The organism is uncultured Megasphaera sp. (assembly GCF_958350005.1).
Classification (GTDB): Bacteria; Bacillota; Negativicutes; order Veillonellales; family Megasphaeraceae; genus Megasphaera.
On record NZ_CATWFF010000212.1, the window covers coordinates 1 to 3,250 of the forward strand.

General features: G+C 48.3%; 1 protein-coding gene. It reads right to left on the reverse strand.

Annotated features, from left to right (window positions below; all coding sequences use genetic code 11):
- Positions 1–8 precede the first annotated feature (8 nt).
- Positions 9–3,125, reverse strand: coding sequence for a type I restriction endonuclease subunit R (locus Q3886_RS09615; protein WP_301861236.1), 3,117 nt, complete (start codon positions 3,123–3,125; stop codon positions 9–11).
- Positions 3,126–3,250: the final 125 nt, after the last annotated feature.

Sequence of the window (3,250 nt, forward strand, 5' to 3'; positions counted from 1 at the left end):
ATTATTCTCTATTTTTCCTCATCTTCTGCCACCTTGCCCCGTCGCAGGACAAAATTCCGCAGTTCCTGATCCACTTTTACGTTTACCAGCATCGGAGGCAATGGTTTATGTTCTTTTTTCGCAATGTACTGGGCTGCTTTTTCCCGGACAACGGTCTTCTTCAACTCGTCAAACCGGCCAAATTCATTGATGTTCTTTTCCGTTACGCCTGCATTCACGAGGGCCTGCAGTTTTGCTTCATCACAGCCTATATCAGCAGCAAAGCGATGAATATGCGCGTCTTTGGCATGTTTCATATATTCCATCACATAATCTCGGAAGGTCTTGCCTGGTACCAGCGTAACAGAGCCGCTCTGCACATCATGGAGAAACAAGTCGGCATACTTCTGTTCTGCTTTCGAAAGGGAAGCAAAAGACCGGTGCAGATCATTGAGCGTCGCCTGCATTTCTTCTTCCCCAACGTGTTCCTGATGAAGGACGCGGAGGTATTTCTCGAATCGGGAATTCATGTACTCGGCGTCAATGGCCTCTGTATCGATTTCCGTAAGATACCCTTCAATGTCAAAAGGAACATCATCATGTTTCCTATCATCAATCGGATCTCTGGGCTTATTAACCATTTCCTTATATCGCTGCAGCAGGGCCGTATACTCATGTTCATCGGCATCAATAGCCGGGCCTCCTTCTTCCCATGTAAAGCCTTGTATCCGGGCTGCCTGCAGGTATTCATTGAATTTTTTGAAATCAGCGGCGAATTTTTTCTGTGCCGCCGGATCATTCGGCAGAACGGAAAAATCTGACGACTCTGCCGCAAAGACACGGCGCATGTCGACAAAAATTTCTTTCATCTTTTCCGTATTTTGCTCCAAATGATCTACAAACAGCCCGGCCGGTGCATCGCCGGAGTAAGCCTTGACGGCCTGCTGAATGTTGACCGCCATCGTATGAGGATAGCGGTAGTAGCGGATAGTACCGAAAGGCTTATCCGGGCCAAAAAGGCGATTCGTCCGGGAAAAGGCCTGTATGAGCCCTTCATAGCGCAGTACCTTGTCCAAATACAGCGTATTTACCCACTTGGAATCAAAACCGGTCAGCATCTGATCGACGACGATGAGGAGATCCAGTTCCTGTCCTGGCTGCAGACGCACATAAGGCATCTTGTGTGCCAGCCGGGCAGCGACATCCTTCTTATATCGGTCATAGGTGGGAATGGTATACTCCTGGCCAAACATAGCATTGTAATCGGTGAGCATTTCCACAAGCATGTCTTCTTTTGCAATGGCGCCGCCGTTGTTGTCGATAGACGAATCGAACAGGCAGGCAATATGCAGTTCTGTCTGCATGGTCTTAAACAAATGATAGTATTCGCCAGCTTCGCGAATACTGGATACGGCCAACATGGCATGGAATTTTCGATTCCGCGAAAGGCGCGTCCAGTTTTCCAGCATATCCGTAATCACCATACGGCGATGTTCTTCCTGTTCATACTGGGCCCGCGGCACATAGGACTCAATTCCTCTGACGCTCTCACCATCTTTTTCCGTGTACGCTGCCATGGGGACAACGGAGGCATTCATAAAATGGTCATATATGCGGCACTTCTTGGGATCAGCCAGGGCTTCTTCCACTGTACTGGCTTTCGCTTCACGGAGCGCCACGGCTTCCCGTACATCCCGTTCCTTATAGGTCTGTACCATATATGGGTCAAAACCGAGGACGTTTTTATCCCGAATGCCGTCAGCCAGGGTATAGCGATGAAGTTCATTGCCAAAGACAGAGGTGGTCGTATTCTTTTTCTTTTCATTTTCCTTCATAATAGGCGTACCTGTAAAGCCAAAGAAGATAGCCTGCGGGAAGGTCTCTTTAATGACTGCCAGCATATCGCCAAAGGTAGAACGATGAGCTTCGTCTATGATGAAGACGATGCGCTTTTGCTGCATCGCCGCCAGATCGGCCCCATTCAGGCCATCTTCCCGGATGTTGCTCATTTTCTGGATCGACGTGACGATAAGCGTATCCGCTGTATCATCACTTTTCAGTTTGGCAATGAGGGCTTTGGTATTCTTCGTATCCTGAACGGATTGGCGTTCACCGGCAAAACTGCGATATTCCTTGACCGACTGAATTCCCAGCTCAATCCGATCAAGCAGGAAAATGACCTTATCGGCATCATTGGAGTCGGCAATGAGCTGGGCTGTCTTGAAGCTGGTCATGGTCTTGCCGCTTCCCGTCGTATGCCAGATATAGCCGCCCAAGCGGTGATCGCCTTCATCCCAGCGAGTTTTGGCGACCTGGTCGGAAATGGCATTGGCTGCATAGTACTGGTAACTGCGGAGTACTTTCAAAACACCGTCACTATAATCGGTAATGGTATAAAACCCGATCATTTCATGAGCCATAGGAATAGAAAGAAGGCTGGACGCAATAGCCTGCCAGTCGTTGATGGGCTCGTTATTGAAATCGGCCCAGTGGAAGAAATAATCCCGGTTAAACCGTCCGTCTGGACCGGGATTGGCAAAATAGACAGTCTCTTCCGGCGTCATGGCTACAAAAATCTGTACCAGCGAAAATAATCCCGTAAATACACCTTCATGGGCATATTTTTCGATTTGCCAGCACGCCTGACTGACAGGAATGCCGCTCTTTTTCAGCTCAATGTGTATAACCGGCATACCATTGATGAGGAGCATCACATCGCCGCGTCGACTTTGAAGCATGCGGTTCTTCGCCGAAAATACAGGCTGTTCGGCAATCTGATACATACTCTGGCCGCCGGCGATTTCCCGTCGATCGTAAATCTTGAGGCTCACCGACCGGCCGTAGTGAAGAGTATCAGCCGGATTATCCCGGACAATGGACACAGAGCCGCCATTGATAAATCCATTGAGCTGAATGGGCGTACGGAGCTTTACAATTTGCTCCATAAGCTGATTCATTTCGCTTTTCGTCAGGGGAATATTATTCAGGCGGTCAATGCTTTTATTATTGGCCAGCAAAATATCTGCCCAGTTCTGAATCAGTTCTTCTTCTGTTGGATAACGAAGTACCTGAGGAGACCATCCCTTTTGCGATGTCAAGGTCTGCACCAGGTCCCGTTCAAAGTCTTCTTCTTTTGTATAAATCACAGGCTCACTCCTTTCCGATTCATCTTGCAGACACCTGTTACTCTACAAACATCTTCTCCAACAATGCTTTTTTTATGGTCTGAAGCTTTTCCAACTTACGCTGATGAAGAGTGATGAGATTGTCG